This is a genomic window from Cellulomonas sp. HZM (assembly GCF_000708885.1).
Lineage (GTDB): Bacteria > Actinomycetota > Actinomycetes > Actinomycetales > Cellulomonadaceae > Cellulomonas.
On sequence record NZ_JEOE01000017.1, the window covers coordinates 60,310 to 79,233 of the forward strand.

The window sequence follows — 18,924 nt, forward strand, 5'->3', positions numbered from 1 at the left end:
CCGTGCGACCCGGCAGGACCGGGGTGCGGCACCTCAGGGGGCGGTGCCGCGCCCCGACATCCTTGTCCGGGGTGTCCGGGCCGTCCTACGCTGGCGAGGGCGGCCGCCCGACGAGGCCCGCTGTGAGGGGTCCATGATGAGTGACGACCTGGTGGAGCCGGTGGACACCGCGCTCCGCGACCAGGGGGAGAGCCTGGTCGACCAGGCCGCGCACGCCGTCGAGGCGTACCGCGCGGGAGAGCGTGAACCGCTCGCCGCCCTGGTGCACGTGATGACCCCGTTGCTGTGGCACACGGTGCGTGCGCAGGGGGTCGACCAGGAGCACGCGCAGGACATCGTCCAGAACGTGTGGCTGACCCTGGTGCGGGACATCGACCAGATCCGCGACCCGCGGGCGACCCTGCAGTGGATGCTCGTCACCGCGAAGCGCGCGGCGTGGCGTGCGGTGCGCCGCACGCGCGACGAGGCGCTCCGGCAGGACGCCGACGAGCACGCGACCGACTGGCTCACGACCCCGGTCGACGAGCTGCCGGACAGCCTCGCGGTCCGCTCGGAGCGTGACAAGGTGCTCTGGGAGCACGTGCGGGCGCTGCCCGACAGGTGCCGCCGCCTCCTGGGCCTGGTGGCCCTCGTCGAACGTCCCGACTACGCGGTCGTGTCGCAGGCGCTGGGGATGCCGGTCGGAAGCATCGGCCCGACGCGCGGCCGCTGCCTCGCCAAGCTCCGCACGTCCCTCGCCGCCGACCCCACCTGGAGCCTGTCATGAGCGACGACGACGCGACGCTGACCCTGTTCGCCCACGGGACACTCGACCCTGCCGACCGTGCGGTGCTCGACGCGCTCGCACGTCTCGTCGACGCGGTCGACCCGGTGCCCGACGGGCTCGTCGACCGGATCGGTGTGGCCCTCACGATCGAGGCCCTCGAGGCCGAGGTCGCCGCGCTGCACCTGACGGGGGAGCCCGCGCTCGCGCTGCGTGCGGACGAGACCAGCATCGAGGCGGGCACGATCACGTTCACCACGGACGTGCTGACCGTCATGATCTCGGTGCACGCCGAGGCGGACCGCGTGCGCGTCGACGGCTGGGCCGCCCCGGCGGACGTCATCGAGGTCGAGCTGCACCAGGGCGGTGACGTGACGACGACCGTGTCGGACGCGGACGGCCGCTTCTCGTTCGTCGACGTGGAACGAGGGCCGGCACGCCTCGTCATGCGTCGTCCCTCCGACCCCACCGTGCCTGTCGTCACTCCCCAGATCGAGCTCTAGGCGCACATGACCGCAGCCAACGGCCCGTCCAGGACGGGGCCGTCGTCCCTCGACGCCGTCGTCGAGGCGGTCCGGCGCGCCGAGACCCAGAACGCAGAGGGGCGGCCTGAGCGCGCTCGGCGGCTGCTGCGAGCGGCGTTGGCGCGGCTCGACGCGGTGGACCGCCGCAACGTCGAGCCCGCGGTGGTGCGGGCGCGTGCGCGTGCTCTGACGGAGCTGCTCAAGAGCGAGTTCGAGACGGGCCGCGCGAACGAGGCGACGGACCTGCTGGACGCGATGCTCGCTGACGGCGCGGCGAGCGTGTGGCCGGGCGTCGTCCCCGCGGTCGACGGTGCGCGCGGCCTGGCAGCGCTGCGGGCGGGACGGCACGACGAGGCGCTGAGCCGGCTCGACGCAGCGGTCGCGGCGATCGACGTGGCCGACCCGGTCGACGGCTGCCGTGCGCTGCTCAACCGCGGAGTGCTGCACCTGGAGCGGCGCGACCTGCCGCGCGCGCGGGCGGACTTCACCGAGTGCGCGCGCCGCTCGCGCGCCGCGGGCTTCGACCGTCTCGTCTTCAAGGCGGAGCACAACCTGGGTGACGTGCTGTTCCACGCGGGTCGGCTGCCGGAGGCGCTCGCGCAGATGGAGGCCGCTGCACGCTCGCTGCCGGGTCCGCCGCGGCCGACCGCGCTGCGCGACCGCAGCGACGTGCTGCTCGAGGCAGGACTCGTGGGGGTCGCGGACCAGACGTTGGCCGAGGCGGCCGCGATGTTCGCGGCCGAGCACCTGACGCGCGACGTCGCCGAGTGCGAGCTCGGCCGGGCGGAGTGCGCGCTGCTGCGTGGTGACCCACGGGCGGCGCGCGGGTTCGCGGCCTCCGCGCTGCGACGGTTCCGCCGCCGGGGCGACGAGGCGTGGACCGTGCGCGCGACGCTGCTCGGCCTGCAGGCCGACGTCGCGCTGCTCGCGCTCGAGCCGCCGACCACGCGCACGCGTGCAGCGTGGGCGGCATTGTCCCGGCGGGCAGCGGTGCTGCAGGACCTGTGCGAGCGCACCGGGCGCCCGGTGTGGAGCCTCGCTGCGTCGTACGTCCGCATCGAGGCGGACCTGGCTCGCGGTGCGATCGCCGACCCCGTCGCGCTCGCAGACGAGCTGGGCCCCGTGAGCCCGCGGGACGCACTCTCGGTGCGCCTGTACGGGCGTCGTGTGCGCGCGATGCTCAGCCTCGCGGCCGGTGACCCGGGCCGTGCGTCGCGCTACGTGCGTGCGGGGCAGCGCGACCTGCAGACGCACCGGGCCCGGTTCGGGTCCCTGGACCTGCGCACAGCCGGGGCGGTGCACGGCTCGGCGCTCGCCGAGCTCGACATGCGGATCGCGCTCGCGACGGGCCGCGCGGGGACCGTGCTCGAGTCGGCCGAGCGCGTGCGGTCCGTCATCGGCGGCTCGCCGCGCGTCAACCCGCCGAACGACCCGGAGACGGCCGCGCTCCTGTGGGACCTGCGCAAGCTCATCGACGAGGGCCGTGTCGCGCCGAGCCTGCCGGCCGCGGATCCCGTGCGGGTGCGCCACATGCGCGAGGCGAGCCGCCTCAAGCACGAGATCCTCGCGCGCTCGTGGCACGAGCGGGGGCGCGCGCGCGAGTCGCGTCAGGCGCGTGCGGCGGACGTCCGGACTGCGGTCGCGAGCCGGGACGGCAGCGTGCTCGTGGACGTCGTCGAGCACCACGACGAGCTGGTCGCGGTGCGGGTGGACGGCAGCGGCACGTCGCTGCACCGGCTCGGTGCCGCGGCGCCTGTCGCGGAGCTCGTGCGCAGGGTGCACGCCGACCTCGAGGTCCTCGCGAACCCGCTCGTCCCGCGCGACCTCCGCGCCGTCGCGCACCGCTCGCTCGAGGGCGGCCTCGCGCGCATCGAGGCGCAGGTCGGCGCCGCGCTCGAGGCTCCCGACGAGCTCGTCGTCGTCGCCGCGGGGTGGCTCGGCGTGCTGCCCTGGGGGCTGCTCCCGTCCCGCGTGGGCCGCCCGACCGTCGTCGCGCCGTCCGTCCACCACTGGATGACCCACACGGGCTCCGCGTCGCACGCGGCGCCCACGGCTCGTGTCGCTGCCGTCGCGGGTCCGGGGCTGCGGCACGCCGAGGCGGAGGTCCTGGAGATCACCCGCATGTGGGACGGCGGCCGCGCGTTCGTCGGCGACGAGGCGACGGTGTCCCGGACGGCGGAGCTGCTGGCCTCGCCGGGCATCGTGCACCTCGCCGCGCACGGCCGGCACGAGCAGGACAACCCGCTGTTCTCGTCGTTGCGCCTGAGCGACGGCCCGCTGTTCGCGCACGAGCTCGACAGCGGCGGGCAGGTCCCGGGGCTCGTGCTGCTGTCCTCGTGCGAGGTCGGCCGCGCGAGCATCCGGGCCGGGGGCGAGGCGCTCGGCCTCGCGAGCGTGCTCCTGCGCACGGGCGTCGGGTGCGTCGTCGCGGCCCTGGCGCCGCTGCCCGACGAGACCGCGCTGGCGGTCATGACCCGCACGCACGAGCTGCTGCGCGAGGGCGCCCCGGTCGCGCGCGCGCTGGCCACGGCGACCGCCGAGGACCTCGACCGCAGGGGTGAGGTCGTGCCGCTCATGTGCTTCGGGGCACCCGTCTGAGCCGTCGGCCCGCGCGAGCGACCCCGGGACCGTCAACCGTGGTGGTGCCTGGTCCCGCCGAGCCACGCCGCGCCGTGCGAGCCGTGGGGCACTGCATGCGCGCCCGCGTCGGTCCCCGCGAGCCCCGGCACGGTCACGACGGCCACGAGCGCCGCACCCGACGTCAGGACGGCGAGCCGCTGCCACGTCCCGGCCGGTCGGCCCGTCCGCTCGGCCGGCTCGCGCCGCTGCCCCCGTACGTGCCCGGCGACGAGCACCGCACCGGCAAGCTGCAGCGCGAGCGCGACGAGCTGCGCCACACCGGTGACGCCGCCGACCACCACGACGCCCGCGCCGAGCGCGAGGCCGCCGAGTGCTGCGTGCGGCCGCGGCAGGGGACCGCGCAGCGCGAGCACCGCCCAACCGGCCTCGAGGGCCCCGAGGGCGACGAGGGTCGCGCCGCCTGGCCGGCTCACGTCGGGCGCGCCGGTCCCGATCAGCACGAGCCCGGCGCCCAGCGCCGAGAGCGCGGCCCACGTGCGCGTCCACAGCAGGACCGCGCTCTCGTCGGCGCCGGGCGCGGTCGTCACGCCCGCGCCTCGACCTGGCGGTCCGCACCGAGCCCGACGGCGAGCAGGAGCACCGCGCTCGCGAAGTGCAGCACGTTGTCGGCGCCGTTCAGCGCGAGGATGTTCGCACCCGAGCCGACGAGGAACAGGCCGAGCACCCCGACGAGCAGGTAGACCGCGCCCACGGTGGTGTTGGCCGCTCGCGAGGCGGTGGCGGAGGCGCGTGCGGCGAAGAACAGCAGCGCGCCGATCAGGAGGTGCACGATGTTGTGCAGCGGGTTGACGTCGAACACCACGAGCGCCTTGCCCTCGGTCGCGGCGAACGCCACGCCCGACGTGACGAAGAAGCCGGCGACGCCGACGAGCAGGTAGACGGCTCCGAAGACGGTGCCGACGATGCGGTTCGGGGACTGGCTCATGGTCGTGCCTCTCGGTCGACGATCGGGCCGGCGGTGTCGTCGGCCCTGGACACGGAGGGTTCGGAGCCGCGGGTGGGCCGGATGGGTCCGGGCGCCGCGCGACGCGATTTGGTGCTCGCCCGGCCGTCACGTACTCTTGACGCGCCCAAGACCGCCGGTCGTCGGCCCGATCAGCTCCATCGATCGAGCCGCCCGAAGTCCCGCAGCACGCGGAGGCCAGCGCAGGTGAGAGTTCAGTGGTCGTCCGGAGTGCCGGACGGGTTCCGAGCCCCGCGCCTGCGCGGGGCTCTTCTTGTTCCCGGGACCAGGAGCCGGCGGCACCACCATTCGGAAGGATTGCCATGGCGAGGCCGGACAAGGCAGCCGCTGTCGCAGAGCTCACGGACAAGTTCCGCGAGTCCAACGCGGCCGTGCTGACCGAGTACCGCGGGCTCACCGTCGCGCAGCTGAAGTCGCTGCGCAAGGCGCTCGGCGGTAACGCAACCTACGCCGTGGTGAAGAACACGCTGACCGCGATCGCGGCCAAGGAAGCCGGCCTGACGGGCCTCGACGACGCGCTCGCGGGCCCGTCGGCGATCGCCTTCGTCTCCGGCGACCCGGTCGAGGCCGCCAAGGGACTGCGTGACTTCGCCAAGGCGAACCCTGCACTGGTCATCAAGGGTGGTGTCCTCGACGGGCGCTCCCTGACCGCTGCAGAGGTCACCAAGCTCGCGGACCTCGAGTCCCGCGAGGTGCTGCTGGCCAAGGCGGCCGGCGCGATGAAGGCCAAGCTCTACCAGGCTGCCTACGTCTTCACCGCGAACACCGCCCAGGCCGCCCGTGTCATCGATGCCCTGCGTCTGAAGCAGGAGTCGGAAGGTGCGGCCGCCTGACCCCCTCGGGGCTCATGCACCGCACACACCCATAACCCTGCTGGCCGGGACCCGATGACCGGGACGGCGCAGCACCGAAGAAAGGAACGCCCCTCATGGCGAAGCTCAGCACCGACGAGCTCATCGAGCAGTTCAAGGGCCTCACGCTGATCGAGCTCTCCGAGTTCGTGAAGGCCTTCGAGGACGTCTTCGAGGTCACCGCGGCCGCGCCGGTCGCCGCCGCTGCCGCCCCGGCCGCCGGTGGCGCCGGTGGCGACGCCCCCGCCGAGGAGGAGAAGGACTCGTTCGACGTCGTCCTCGAGGCCGCCGGCGACAAGAAGATCCAGGTCATCAAGGAGGTGCGCGCGCTCACGTCGCTCGGCCTCAAGGAGGCCAAGGACCTCGTGGACGAGGCCCCCAAGGCCGTCCTCGAGGGCGTCAACAAGGAGGCCGCCGAGAAGGCCAAGGCGCAGCTCGAGGGCGCCGGCGCGACGGTCACCCTCAAGTGATCTGAGCTCCGTCCGCCGCACGGCGACGGAGCACCCGGAGGCCCGCACCCCCGCTCGGGGTGCGGGCCTTCGTCGTACCCGCGGTCGTCCGGTCGGGGGAGTGCGCGCCGCGCCGGGGTTTCGCATGTCGGCCGTCGTGTGCCAGCATGTGCGCGACGACAGCGTGGTCGTCCGGCCGGCGGCGACGCCGGTTCCGAGAGGCGTCGCCTGTGGGTGGACTTTCCCCGGTGAGCCGAGTATGCTAGCGCTTTGCGCTGGCCTGTGCCCGCGATCCCGTATAACCCGAGCCCTCACCGTCGTACGTGCGCGACGTCCGGGGCTGCGAGGCCGGGGGGTCGCGATCCGCCGGACCTGCGCAGCGTGCACTCGAACTGCAGGGAAGGACCCCTCTTGGCTGCCTCGCGCACCCCTTCTGCTCCGTCCGCCGACGCCATCGCGAACCGCACCGCATCCCGCCGCATCTCCTTCGCCAAGATCCACGAGCCGCTCGAGGTCCCGGACCTGCTCGGTCTGCAGACCGAGAGCTTCGACTGGCTGCTCGGCAACGAGCGCTGGCGGGCCCGCGTGGCCGCCGCCCTCGAGGCGGGGCGTCAGGACGTCCCGGAGACCGCCGGCCTCGAGGAGATCTTCGAGGAGATCTCCCCGATCGAGGACTTCGGCGGGTCCATGTCGCTCTCCTTCCGCGAGCACCGCTTCGAGCCGCCGAAGTACACGGCCGAGGAGTGCAAGGAGAAGGACTTCACGTTCGCCGCACCGCTGTTCGTCACGGCCGAGTTCGTGAACTACACCACGGGTGAGATCAAGAGCCAGACGGTCTTCATGGGCGACTTCCCGCTCATGACCGAGCGCGGCACGTTCATCATCAACGGCACCGAGCGCGTCGTCGTCAGCCAGCTGGTCCGCAGCCCCGGCGTCTACTTCGAGCGTGTCGCGGACAAGACGTCCGACAAGGACATCCTCACCGCGAAGGTCATCCCGAGCCGCGGCGCATGGCTCGAGTTCGAGATCGACAAGCGTGACAACGTCGGCGTGCGCGTCGACCGCAAGCGCAAGCAGAACGCCACGGTGCTGCTCAAGGCGCTCGGCATGACCGAGGGCGAGATCCGCGAGGAGTTCGCGCAGTTCCCCGCGGTCATCGACACGCTCGAGAAGGACCACGTCCAGACGCAGGACGAGGCGCTGCTCGACCTCTACCGCAAGATCCGCCCGGGCGAGCCGCCCACGGTCGAGGCCGGCCGTGCGCTGATCGAGAACTTCTACTTCAACCCGAAGCGCTACGACCTCGCGAAGGTCGGCCGCTACAAGCTGAACAAGAAGCTCGGCATCGACGTCCCGCTCGCGGACTCGGTGCTCTCGCTCGCGGACGTCGTCGCGACGATCAAGTACCTCGCCGCGCTGCACACCGACGTCCTGACGCTGCCCGGCACGCGCGCCGGCGAGGCGGTCGACGTGCGCGTCGAGACCGACGATATCGACCACTTCGGCAACCGTCGCATCCGCGCGGTCGGCGAGCTCATCCAGAACCAGGTCCGCACGGGCCTGTCCCGGATGGAGCGCGTCGTGCGCGAGCGCATGACGACGCAGGACGTCGAGGCGATCACGCCGCAGACGCTCATCAACATCCGTCCCGTCGTCGCCTCCATCAAGGAGTTCTTCGGGACCAGCCAGCTGTCGCAGTTCATGGACCAGAACAACCCGCTCGCGGGCCTGACGCACAAGCGGCGTCTGTCGGCCCTCGGCCCGGGTGGTCTGTCGCGCGACCGCGCCGGCATGGAGGTCCGTGACGTCCACCCGTCGCACTACGGCCGCATGTGCCCGATCGAGACCCCTGAGGGCCCGAACATCGGTCTGATCGGCTCGCTCGCCTCGTTCGGCCGCATCAACCCGTTCGGCTTCGTCGAGACGCCGTACCGCAAGGTCGTCAAGGGCAAGGTCACCGACGAGGTGCACTACCTCACGGCCGACGACGAGGACCGCCACGTCATCGCCCAGGCGAACGCGCCGCTCAAGGCGAACGGCGAGTTCGAGGAGGACCGCGTCCTGGTCCGCGTCAAGGGCGGCGAGATCGAGTACGTCACCGGTGCGACCGTCGACTACATGGACGTGTCGCCCCGCCAGATGGTGTCGGTCGCGACCGCGCTCATCCCGTTCCTCGAGCACGACGACGCGAACCGTGCCCTCATGGGCGCGAACATGCAGCGCCAGGCCGTGCCGCTGGTCCGCTCCGAGGCGCCGCTCGTCGGCACCGGCATGGAGCGTCGTGCGGCTGTCGACGCGGGCGACGTCATCGTCGCGACGAAGCCCGGTGTCGTCACCGAGGTCTCGGCCGACCTGATCGTCATCGCCAACGACGACGCGACCACGTCGACGCACCGCGTCGCGAAGTTCCGCCGCTCGAACCAGGGCACCAGCTACAACCAGCGCGTGCTGGTCGAGACCGGCGCCCGCGTCGAGGCCGGCTCGGTGCTCGCGGACGGTCCCGCCACGGACGAGGGCGAGCTCGCGCTCGGCCGCAACCTGCTGGTCGCGTTCATGTCGTGGGAGGGCCACAACTACGAGGACGCGATCATCCTGTCGCAGCGCCTCGTGCAGGACGACGTGCTCTCCTCGATCCACATCGAGGAGCACGAGGTCGACGCGCGCGACACCAAGCTCGGCCCCGAGGAGATCACGCGGGACATCCCGAACGTCTCCGAGGAGGTCCTGGCGGACCTCGACGAGCGCGGCATCATCCGCATCGGTGCCGAGGTCGGCGCGGGCGACATCCTCGTCGGGAAGGTCACGCCCAAGGGCGAGACCGAGCTGACCCCGGAGGAGCGCCTGCTGCGCGCGATCTTCGGCGAGAAGGCCCGCGAGGTCCGCGACACGTCGCTCAAGGTCCCGCACGGCGAGTCCGGCACGGTCATCGAGGTGCGCACGTTCAGCCGCGACGACGGCGACGAGCTGCCTGCCGGCGTCAACGAGCTGGTCCGCGTGTACATCGCGCAGCGCCGCAAGATCACGGCGGGTGACAAGCTCGCCGGCCGTCACGGCAACAAGGGCGTCATCTCGACGATCCTGCCGCAGGAGGACATGCCGTTCCTCGCGGACGGCACGCCGGTGGACATCATCCTCAACCCGATGGGTGTCCCGGGCCGCATGAACGTCGGCCAGGTGCTGGAGGTCCACCTCGGGTGGATCGCCAAGCAGGGCTGGGACATCCAGCTCGCCGAGGGCGACGTCTCGTGGCGCGACGGCGTCCCCGCGGTCGCGCACAGCTCGCAGCCGGGCAACCCGGTCGCGACGCCGGTGTTCGACGGCGTGCCGGAGGAGACCCTCACGGGTCTGCTCTCGTCGACGCTCCCGAACCGCGACGGCGAGCGCATGGTGGCCGGCGACGGCAAGGCGCGCCTGTTCGACGGCCGTTCGGGCGAGCCGTTCCCGGACCCGGTGTCCGTCGGCTACATGTACATCCTCAAGCTGCACCACCTGGTGGACGACAAGATCCACGCCCGCTCGACCGGTCCGTACTCGATGATCACGCAGCAGCCGCTGGGTGGTAAGGCGCAGTTCGGTGGTCAGCGTTTCGGCGAGATGGAGGTGTGGGCCCTCGAGGCGTACGGCGCCGCCTACACGCTCCAGGAGCTGCTGACCATCAAGTCCGACGACGTCCCCGGGCGCGTCAAGGTGTACGAGGCGATCGTCAAGGGCGAGAACATCCCCGACTCGGGCATCCCGGAGTCGTTCAAGGTTCTGCTCAAGGAGATGCAGTCGCTCTGCCTGAACGTCGAGGTGCTGTCGTCCGACGGCGTCTCGATCGACATGAAGGAGAACGACGACGAGGTCTACCGCGCAGCGGAGGAGCTCGGCATCGACCTGTCGCGTCGCCCGAACGCCAGCAGCGTCGAAGAGATCTGACGCCGAGCGTCCGGTGCGCCCGCCCCGTGTGGGCGCACCGGACCGCCCGCACCCCTTGCACCACTCCGTCCGCCGGGTAGCTCCCGGCAAGCGAAGGAAGTAGGACCCCTTGCTCGACGTCAACGTCTTCGACGAGCTGCGTATCGGCCTGGCCACGGCCGACGACATCCGTGCCTGGTCGCACGGCGAGGTCAAGAAGCCCGAGACCATCAACTACCGGACCCTGAAGCCGGAGAAGGATGGCCTGTTCTGCGAGAAGATCTTCGGTCCCACCCGGGACTGGGAGTGCAACTGCGGCAAGTACAAGCGCGTGCGCTTCAAGGGCATCATCTGCGAGCGCTGCGGCGTCGAGGTGACCCGTTCCAAGGTGCGTCGTGAGCGCATGGGCCACATCGAGCTGGCCGCGCCCGTCACGCACATCTGGTTCTTCAAGGGCGTGCCGTCGCGCCTCGGCTACCTGCTCGACCTTGCCCCCAAGGACCTCGAGAAGGTCATCTACTTCGCGGCCTACATGATCACGTGGGTCGACGAGGAGGGCCGCCACGAGGACCTCCCGAACCTCCAGAACGAGATCGACCTGGAGCGCAAGGAGATCTCGGACCGCCGGGACAACGACATCAACGCGCGCGCCGCGAAGCTCGAGGCCGACCTGGCCGAGCTCGAGGCCGAGGGTGCGAAGGCCGACGCCCGCCGCAAGGTGCGCGACTCGGCCGAGCGCGAGATGGCTCAGCTGCGCAAGCGTGCCGACCTCGAGATCGACCGTCTCGACACCGTGTGGGACCGCTTCAAGAACCTCAAGGTCGCGGACCTCGAGGGCGACGAGCTGCTCTACCGCTCGCTGCAGGACCGGTACGGCAACTACTTCGAGGGCTCGATGGGCGCCTCGGCGATCCAGAAGCGTCTCGAGGCGTTCGACCTCGAGGCCGAGTCGGAGTCGCTGCGCGAGATCATCAAGACCGGCAAGGGCCAGCGCAAGACGCGTGCCCTCAAGCGTCTGAAGGTCGTCAACGCGTTCCTCACGACGAGCAACTCGCCGACGGGCATGGTCCTCGACGCGGTCCCGGTCATCCCGCCGGACCTGCGCCCCATGGTCCAGCTCGACGGTGGCCGCTTCGCCACCTCGGACCTGAACGACCTGTACCGCCGCGTCATCAACCGGAACAACCGCCTCAAGCGGCTCCTGGACCTGGGCGCGCCGGAGATCATCGTCAACAACGAGAAGCGGATGTTGCAGGAGGCCGTGGACTCGCTGTTCGACAACGGCCGCCGCGGCCGCCCGGTCACGGGCCCCGGCAACCGTCCGCTGAAGTCGATCTCCGACATGCTCAAGGGCAAGCAGGGCCGGTTCCGCCAGAACCTGCTCGGCAAGCGCGTCGACTACTCGGGCCGTTCGGTCATCGTCGTCGGCCCGCAGCTCAAGCTGCACCAGTGCGGCCTGCCCAAGCAGATGGCGCTCGAGCTGTTCAAGCCGTTCGTCATGAAGCGCCTCGTGGACCTGAACCACGCGCAGAACATCAAGTCCGCCAAGCGGATGGTGGAGCGCGCGCGCCCGGTCGTGTGGGACGTGCTCGAGGAGGTCATCACCGAGCACCCGGTGCTGCTCAACCGTGCACCCACTCTGCACCGCCTGGGCATCCAGGCGTTCGAGCCGCAGCTCGTCGAGGGCAAGGCGATCCACCTGCACCCGCTCGTCTGCGCCGCGTTCAACGCGGACTTCGACGGTGACCAGATGGCTGTCCACCTGCCCCTGAGCGCGGAGGCGCAGGCCGAGGCCCGCATCCTCATGCTCTCGAGCAACAACATCCTCAAGCCGTCGGACGGCCGTCCGGTGACCATGCCCTCGCAGGACATGATCATCGGCCTGTTCCACCTGACGTCGGACAAGGACGACGCGCAGGGCGCCGGCCGGGCGTTCAGCTCGGTCGCCGAGGCGATCATGGCGTTCGACCAGGGCACTCTCGACCTGAACGCGGTCGTCAAGATCCGCTTCGACGACCTCGTGCTCGGCGAGGACGAGGCTCCCGAGGGCTGGGAGCCGGGTCAGACGCTCCTGTTCGAGACGACGCTGGGCCGCGCGCTGTTCAACGACCTGCTGCCCGTCGACTACCCGTACGAGAACGGCGTCGTCGACAAGAAGCGCCTGTCGGTCATCGTGAACGACCTCGCCGAGCGCTACCCGAAGGTCGCCGTCGCAGCGTCCCTCGACGCGCTCAAGGAGGCCGGCTTCCGCTGGGCCACCCGCTCCGGCGTGACGATCGCGATCAGCGACGTCGCGACGCCGGACGGCAAGGCCGCGATCCTCGAGGACTACGAGGGCCGCGCCGCCAAGGTCCAGGGGCAGTACGAGAAGGGTCTGATCACCGACGACGAGCGCCGCCAGGAGCTCATCGAGATCTGGACCCGCGCGACCGAGGAGGTCGCGGACGCGATGCGTTCCTCGTTCCCCGCGCGCAACACGGTCAACCGCATGGTCGGCTCGGGCGCGCGAGGCAACTGGATGCAGGTCCGTCAGATCGCCGGCATGCGCGGTCTCGTGGCGAACCCGAAGGGCGAGATCATCCCGCGCCCGATCAAGTCCAACTACCGCGAGGGCCTGTCGGTCCTGGAGTACTTCATCGCGACGCACGGTGCCCGTAAGGGTCTCGCGGACACCGCTCTGCGGACCGCCGACTCGGGCTACCTCACGCGTCGTCTGGTGGACGTCTCGCAGGACGTCATCGTCCGCGAGGAGGACTGCGGCACCGAGCGCGGCCTGACGATGCCGATCGGCGTCGCCGGGTCCGAGGGGCTGCGGCGTCACCCGAAGGTCGAGACCAGCGTCTACTCGCGCACGCTCGCGACGGACGTCGAGGTCGGCGGCGAGGTCGTCGGCCACGCGGGCGACGACGTGGGCGACGTGCTGCTCGACCGCCTCCTCGAGGGTGGCGTCGACCAGCTCAAGGTGCGCTCGGTCCTGACGTGCGAGTCGCGCGTCGGCACGTGCGCCAAGTGCTACGGCCGTTCGCTCGCGACCGGCAAGCTCGTCGACATCGGCGAGGCCGTCGGCATCATCGCGGCCCAGTCGATCGGTGAGCCGGGTACGCAGCTGACGATGCGTACCTTCCACACCGGTGGTGTGGCGTCGGCCGACGACATCACGCAGGGTCTGCCGCGTGTCCAGGAGCTCTTCGAGGCCCGCACCCCCAAGGGTGAGGCGCAGATCGCGGAGTTCTCGGGCCGTGTGGAGATCGAGGAGGGCGACCGCACGCGTGCGATCGTCCTGACGCCGGACGACGGCTCCGAGGCGATCCGCTACCCGATCACCAAGCGCTCGCGTCTGCTCGTCGGCGACGGCGACCACGTCAAGGTCGGCGACCAGCTGGTCCAGGGTGCGATCGACCCGAAGAAGGTCCTGCGCATCCTCGGCCCGCGCAAGACGCACGAGCACCTGGTGGACCAGGTCCAGGAGGTCTACCGCTCGCAGGGCGTGGACATCCACGACAAGCACATCGAGGTCATCGTGCGGCAGATGCTGCGTCGCGTGACCGTGCTGGACTCGGGCTCGACCGACCTGCTGCCCGGCGAGCTCGCCGAGCGTGGCCGGTTCGAGGACGCGAACCGTCGTGCGGTCGCCGAGGGCGGTCAGCCGGCCTCGGGTCGTCCCGAGCTGATGGGCATCACTAAGGCGTCGCTCGCGACCGACTCGTGGCTGTCGGCGGCCTCCTTCCAGGAGACCACCCGCGTGCTCACCGAGGCCGCGATGTCGGGTCGGTCCGACCCGCTGCTCGGCCTCAAGGAGAACGTCATCCTCGGAAAGCTCATCCCTGCCGGCACGGGCCTGCCCCGCTACCGCGACATCGCGGTGGAGCCGACGGAGGAGGCGAAGGCCGAGCTGTACCCGACGTTCGGCTACGACGAGATCGACTTCCCCGCCCTGGGCCTCGGCTCGGGCGACGCGATCCCGCTCGAGGACATCGACTTCGGCGACTTCCGCTGACGTCGCGCTGACGGCCCGCTGAGAGCGACCGCCGTCTCGTCCTGACGACGAGGGGCCCGTCCGGTGATCCGGACGGGCCCCTCGGCCGTCCCGCCCGCGTGGTGCGACGGGCCTGGGACCTCCGGCTTTGACCGTCCCGGAGCCGCCAGGTAACGTAGGACACCGTGCCCGCGCCGTCGGGCCCTCGCGCGTGCATCCGGACCGGACCTCACGGACCGACCCAGGAGCACCGAGCGGATCCCCTCCGCACCGACCAGCCTCCACGAGGTGTCGTCGGGGCGCTCAGGAGGGGGTCGACACGCCCGGGCGCGGGGGTCGGTGCGGGACTCCAGGAAGCCGAGGTAGCCGCGCGACGGGCGGCACTCCTCGAACATGCCGGCCGTCCAGGGTGACGGGGTCCGGTCGACCAGAGCTCATCTACCAGACGGAGACGTAGTGCCTACGATCCAGCAGCTGGTCCGCAAGGGCCGGCAGGCGAAGACGAACAAGTCGAAGACGCCTGCCCTCAAGGGCAGCCCCCAGCGTCGCGGTGTGTGCACGCGCGTGTACACCACCACCCCCAAGAAGCCGAACTCCGCCCTCCGGAAGGTCGCCCGTGTGCGCCTGTCCTCGGGCGTCGAGGTCACGGCGTACATCCCGGGTGTCGGCCACAACCTGCAGGAGCACTCGATCGTGCTCGTGCGCGGCGGCCGTGTGAAGGACCTGCCGGGTGTCCGCTACAAGATCATCCGTGGCGCGCTCGACACGCAGGGCGTGAAGAACCGCAAGCAGGCGCGTAGCCGCTACGGCGCGAAGAAGGGCTGAACCGATGCCTCGTAAGGGTCCCGCCCCGAAGCGGCCGCTGATCGTCGACCCGGTGTACGGGTCGCCCGTCGTCACCCAGCTCATCAACAAGATCCTGCTCGACGGCAAGAAGACCGTCGCGGAGTCGATCGTCTACGGCGCGCTCGAGGGCGTCCGTGACAAGACGCAGCAGGACCCGGTCGTCGTGCTCAAGCGCGCGCTGGACAACGTTCGCCCCTCGCTCGAGGTGCGCTCGCGCCGCGTCGGTGGCGCCACGTACCAGGTCCCCGTCGAGGTGCGCCCCGTGCGCCAGACGACGCTGGCCCTGCGCTGGCTCACGGACTACTCGCGCGCTCGTCGCGAGAAGACGATGACCGAGCGTCTGATGAACGAGATCCTCGACGCGTCCAACGGCCTCGGTGCCGCGGTCAAGCGTCGCGAGGACATGCACAAGATGGCCGAGTCCAACCGGGCCTTCGCGCACTACCGCTGGTAACACCGGCCGATCGCTGCCGGCCCGCCGTCCGCGGGTCCGGGCCGGCAGCGACACCCTCAAGCCAACCGACAAGGGGCAACTCACGTGGCACTGGACGTGCTGACGGACCTCACGAAGGTCCGCAACATCGGCATCATGGCGCACATCGATGCCGGCAAGACGACGACCACCGAGCGGATCCTGTTCTACACCGGGGTCAACTACAAGATCGGTGAGACGCACGACGGTGCGTCGACGATGGACTGGATGGAGCAGGAGCAGGAGCGCGGCATCACGATCACGTCCGCCGCGACGACCTGCTACTGGAAGAACAACCAGATCAACATCATCGACACCCCGGGCCACGTGGACTTCACGGTCGAGGTCGAGCGCTCGCTGCGCGTCCTCGACGGTGCGGTCGCCGTGTTCGACGGCAAGGAGGGCGTCGAGCCCCAGTCGGAGACGGTGTGGCGCCAGGCGGACAAGTACGACGTCCCGCGCATCTGCTTCGTCAACAAGATGGACAAGCTCGGTGCGGACTTCTACTTCACCGTGAAGACGATCGTGGACCGCCTCAAGGCGCGCCCGCTGGTCATCCAGCTTCCGATCGGCTCCGAGAACGACTTCATCGGCGTGGTCGACCTGGTCGAGCAGCGCGCGCTCGTGTGGCGCGGCGAGACCGCCCTCGGCGAGAAGTACGAGATCGAGGAGATTCCTGCCGACCTGCAGGAGAAGGCGGAGCAGTACCGCGCCGAGCTCCTCGAGGCCGTCGCCGAGACCGACGACGCGCTGCTCGAGAAGTTCCTCGGTGGCGAGGAGCTCACGGTCGCCGAGATCAAGGCGGGCATCCGCAAGCTCACGGTCGCCAGCGAGGCGTACCCGGTGCTGTGCGGGTCGGCGTTCAAGAACAAGGGCGTGCAGCCCATGCTCGACGCCGTCATCGACTACCTGCCGACGCCGCTCGACGTCCCGGCCGTCCAGGGCCACGACGTCAAGGACGAGGAGGTCGTCGTCGAGCGTCACCCCGACGCCACCGAGCCGTTCTCCGCTCTCGCGTTCAAGGTCGCGGCGCACCCGTTCTTCGGCAAGCTGACCTACGTCCGCGTGTACTCCGGCAAGGTCGCCCAGGGCGCCCAGGTGCTCAACTCGACGAAGGGCAAGAAGGAGCGCATCGGGAAGCTCTTCCAGATGCACTCCAACAAGGAGAACCCCGTCGAGGAGGCCACGGCCGGCCACATCTACGCGTTCATCGGCCTCAAGGACGTCACCACCGGTGACACGCTGTGCGACTCGGCCGCGCCGGTCGTGCTCGAGTCCATGAGCTTCCCGGAGCCCGTCATCGACGTGGCGATCGAGCCCAAGACCAAGGGCGACCAGGAGAAGCTGTCGCTCGCGATCCAGAAGCTCGCCGAGGAGGACCCGACCTTCCGGGTCAAGCTCGACGAGGAGACGGGCCAGACCGTCATCGGCGGCATGGGCGAGCTCCACCTCGACATCCTCGTCGACCGCATGCGTCGCGAGTTCAAGGTCGAGGCGAACGTCGGCAAGCCGCAGGTCGCCTACCGCGAGACCATCCGCCGTGCGGTCGAGAAGATCGACTACACGCACAAGAAGCAGACCGGTGGCTCGGGCCAGTACGCGAAGGTCCAGATGACCTTCGAGCCCCTCGACCCCGCCGCGGGCGAGCTGTACTCGTTCGAGAACCAGGTCACCGGTGGTCGCGTCCCGCGCGAGTACATCCCGTCGGTCGACGCCGGTATCCAGAGCGCGATGCAGCTCGGCGTCCTCGCGGGGTTCCCGCTCGTGGGCGTCAAGGCGATCCTGCTCGACGGTGCTTCGCACGACGTCGACTCCTCGGAGATGGCGTTCAAGATCGCCGGCTCGATGATCCTCAAGGAGGCGGTCCGCAAGGCTGACCCGGCCCTCCTCGAGCCGATCATGGCCGTCGAGGTGCGCACCCCTGAGGACTACATGGGCGAGGTCATCGGCGACATCAACTCGCGTCGCGGCATGATCCAGTCCATGGAGGACGCGACCGGCGTGAAGGTCATCCGCGCCCAGGTCCCGCTCTCCGAGATGTTCGGGTACGTCGGCGACTTGCGTTCCAAGACGCAGGGCCGTGCGGTGTACTCGATGCAGTTCGACAGCTATGCCGAGGTTCCTCGGACCGTTGCCGACGAGATCATCAAGAAGACCCGGGGCGAGTAGTCCCACAGGTCGAACCCTGTAGTTCCATCACATAAACCGACCCGTGGGACCGCACGGCCGGCAGGTACCTTCCGGTAGCTGCAGACGGGCAGTCTCTACCAAGTCCTGAGGAGGACACCCAGTGGGCAAGGCGAAGTTCGAGCGGACGAAGCCGCACGTCAACATCGGGACCATCGGTCACGTCGACCACGGCAAGACGACGCTGACCGCCGCGATCTCGAAGGTGCTGCACGACAAGTACCCGGAGCTCAACCCCTTCACGCCGTTCGACGAGATCGACAAGGCGCCTGAGGAGAAGCAGCGCGGTATCACCATCAACATCGCGCACGTGGAGTACCAGACGGAGAAGCGTCACTACGCTCACGTCGACGCTCCGGGTCACGCTGACTACATCAAGAACATGATCACGGGTGCGGCGCAGATGGACGGCGCCATCCTCGTGGTCGCGGCGACCGACGGCCCCATGGCCCAGACGCGTGAGCACGTCCTGCTCGCCCGTCAGGTCGGCGTCCCCTACCTGCTCGTCGCGCTGAACAAGTCCGACGTGGTGGACGACGAGGAGATCCTGGAGCTCGTCGAGGTCGAGGTGCGCGAGCTCCTCTCCTCGCAGGGCTTCGCGGGCGATGACGTCCCGGTCGTGCGCGTCTCGGGCCTCAAGGCGCTCGAGGGCGACCCGGTCTGGGTCAAGTCGGTCGAGGACCTGCTGGACGCGGTCGACGAGAACGTGCCGGACCCGGTGCGCGACATCGACAAGCCGTTCCTCATGCCGATCGAGGACGTCTTCACGATCACCGGCCGTGGCACGGTCGTCACCGGTCGTGTCGAGCGTGGCTCGCTCAAGGTGAACGAGGAGGTGGAGATCGTCGGCATCAAGGAGAAGGCGATCAAGACCACGGTCACCGGCGTCGAGATGTTCCGCAAGCTGCTCGACTACGCCGAGGCCGGCGAGAACGTCGGTCTGCTCCTGCGCGGCACGAAGCGCGAGGAGGTCGAGCGCGGCCAGGTCGTCGTCAAGCCCGGCTCGATCACGCCGCACACCGAGTTCGAGGGCCAGGTTTACATCCTGGCCAAGGACGAGGGTGGCCGTCACAACCCGTTCTACGGGAACTACCGCCCCCAGTTCTACTTCCGCACGACGGACGTCACCGGCGTCATCACGCTGCCCGAGGGCACCGAGATGGTCATGCCGGGCGACAACACCGAGATCACGGTGCAGCTGATCCAGCCCATCGCGATGGAGGAGGGCCTCGGCTTCGCCATCCGCGAGGGTGGCCGCACCGTCGGCTCGGGCCGCGTCACGAAGATCATCAAGTGATCTGAGCCCTTCGGGGCGCTGATCCACACAGGAGGGCCGGGTGCGCATGCACCCGGCC

Annotated in this window: 13 protein-coding genes; 11 read left to right on the forward strand and 2 right to left on the reverse strand. The window is 70.3% G+C overall.

What is annotated here, in order from left to right; all coding sequences use genetic code 11:
• The first annotated feature begins 136 nt into the window (after window positions 1–136).
• From AW16_RS0110755 to AW16_RS0110765, 3 genes are read left to right on the forward strand one after another with little or no spacing between them, the layout of a single operon-like run.
• Entirely contained in the window at window positions 137–766 is a 630-nt protein-coding gene (locus AW16_RS0110755; RefSeq protein ID WP_231496017.1) for an RNA polymerase sigma factor, read from the forward strand.
• Window positions 763–1,266 (forward strand): hypothetical protein, encoded by a 504-nt coding sequence (locus AW16_RS0110760; protein WP_029290265.1) that lies wholly within the window; start codon window positions 763–765, stop codon window positions 1,264–1,266. Before AW16_RS0110755 ends, AW16_RS0110760 begins: the two co-directional genes overlap by 4 nt.
• Before the next feature lie 6 nt (window positions 1,267–1,272).
• Window positions 1,273–3,885, forward strand: coding sequence for a CHAT domain-containing protein (locus AW16_RS0110765; protein ID WP_029290266.1), 2,613 nt, complete (start codon window positions 1,273–1,275; stop codon window positions 3,883–3,885).
• Window positions 3,886–3,917: 32 nt separating this feature from the next.
• Here AW16_RS0110765 and AW16_RS17740 read toward each other — a convergent pair whose 3' ends face one another.
• Window positions 3,918–4,454 (reverse strand): hypothetical protein, encoded by a 537-nt coding sequence (locus AW16_RS17740; protein ID WP_029290267.1) that lies wholly within the window; start codon window positions 4,452–4,454, stop codon window positions 3,918–3,920.
• Complete coding sequence (locus AW16_RS0110775; protein ID WP_029290268.1) at window positions 4,451–4,852, reverse strand: DUF4383 domain-containing protein; 402 nt, start codon at window positions 4,850–4,852, stop codon at window positions 4,451–4,453. The genes AW16_RS17740 and AW16_RS0110775 overlap by 4 nt, the downstream gene beginning before the upstream one ends.
• A gap of 341 nt (window positions 4,853–5,193) precedes the next feature.
• Here AW16_RS0110775 and rplJ point away from each other — a divergent pair, with 341 nt between their 5' ends.
• From rplJ to tuf, 8 genes are all read left to right on the forward strand, one after another.
• On the forward strand, window positions 5,194–5,724 hold the full coding sequence (gene rplJ / locus AW16_RS0110780) for a 50S ribosomal protein L10 (protein WP_029290269.1): 531 nt from the start codon (window positions 5,194–5,196) through the stop codon (window positions 5,722–5,724).
• Window positions 5,725–5,819: 95 nt separating this feature from the next.
• On the forward strand, window positions 5,820–6,212 hold the full coding sequence (gene rplL, locus AW16_RS0110785; RefSeq protein WP_029290271.1) for a 50S ribosomal protein L7/L12: 393 nt from the start codon (window positions 5,820–5,822) through the stop codon (window positions 6,210–6,212).
• Between the two features lie 390 nt (window positions 6,213–6,602).
• Entirely contained in the window at window positions 6,603–10,109 is a 3,507-nt protein-coding gene (rpoB, locus tag AW16_RS0110790) for a DNA-directed RNA polymerase subunit beta (protein ID WP_029290273.1), read from the forward strand.
• Between the two features lie 109 nt (window positions 10,110–10,218).
• On the forward strand, window positions 10,219–14,085 hold the full coding sequence (locus AW16_RS0110795; protein WP_029290275.1) for a DNA-directed RNA polymerase subunit beta': 3,867 nt from the start codon (window positions 10,219–10,221) through the stop codon (window positions 14,083–14,085).
• 435 nt (window positions 14,086–14,520) lie between these two features.
• Window positions 14,521–14,889 (forward strand): 30S ribosomal protein S12, encoded by a 369-nt coding sequence (rpsL, locus tag AW16_RS0110800; RefSeq protein ID WP_029290277.1) that lies wholly within the window; start codon window positions 14,521–14,523, stop codon window positions 14,887–14,889.
• Between the two features lie 4 nt (window positions 14,890–14,893).
• A complete protein-coding gene (rpsG, locus tag AW16_RS0110805; protein ID WP_029290279.1) occupies window positions 14,894–15,364 on the forward strand; it encodes a 30S ribosomal protein S7 in 471 nt (156 codons plus the stop codon).
• Between the two features lie 84 nt (window positions 15,365–15,448).
• A complete protein-coding gene (gene fusA, locus AW16_RS0110810) occupies window positions 15,449–17,551 on the forward strand; it encodes an elongation factor G (protein WP_029290281.1) in 2,103 nt (700 codons plus the stop codon).
• Between the two features lie 121 nt (window positions 17,552–17,672).
• Window positions 17,673–18,866: an elongation factor Tu gene (gene tuf, locus AW16_RS0110815; RefSeq protein ID WP_029290283.1), complete on the forward strand. Its 1,194-nt coding sequence runs from the start codon at window positions 17,673–17,675 to the stop codon at window positions 18,864–18,866.
• The last annotated feature ends 58 nt before the right edge of the window (window positions 18,867–18,924 follow it).